The sequence below is a fragment of the Dietzia sp. HMSC21D01 genome, assembly GCF_001815995.1.
Lineage (GTDB): Bacteria > Actinomycetota > Actinomycetes > Mycobacteriales > Mycobacteriaceae > Dietzia > Dietzia cinnamea.
In genome coordinates, this window is sequence record NZ_KV823779.1 from 1 (window position 1) to 536 (window position 536).

1 pseudogene is annotated in these 536 nt (G+C 78.7%); it reads right to left on the reverse strand.

Annotated features, from left to right (window positions below):
* Window positions 1-319 (reverse strand): annotated as a pseudogene (locus HMPREF3086_RS03940) (amidohydrolase); the annotation flags it as partial.
* Window positions 320-536 lie beyond the last annotated feature (217 nt).

Below are 536 nucleotides of genomic sequence, written 5' to 3' on the forward strand. Positions count from 1 at the left end.
CCCGCTCCCCCGCGCGCACCCTCTCCTCGAGCACGGCAGGGTCGTCGAGAGCGTCCGGCCCGGGGCCCTCCGTCAGTACGGCGGGGACCACCCCGCGGGCGGCGGCGGCCGCGAGGTCGAGCCCGTCGGCGAGGCACTCGACGAACGCCGGGGCGACCCAGTCCCCCGCCAGGTCGACCCGCTCCGCGTCAGGGAAGAGGGCCGGACCCGGGGCGTCGGAACCGGCCCACACGATGAGGCCGTTCTCGTGCGCCAGCGCGGTGGCGTCTCGGGAGGCGGGCGTGAGGACGCGGCCCCCGGTGGCCAGGAATGCGGTCATGCGTCCGATTATCCCCGAGCGCGCCGGGGCGCCGGGCCCGCCCACCCCCCGTCACGCCACGGACCGCCGTCGGACCGCCGCCGTGCCCCCGAGCGCCGGTCCCCCTGCGACCGGGCCGGCCGATACTGTGGTCCGCCATGGACGACTCCGCCGCTGACCACCACCCCGGCCCCCGGGGCGTCTCCGCGACCACCGACGGCGACAGGGCCCGCCTGCA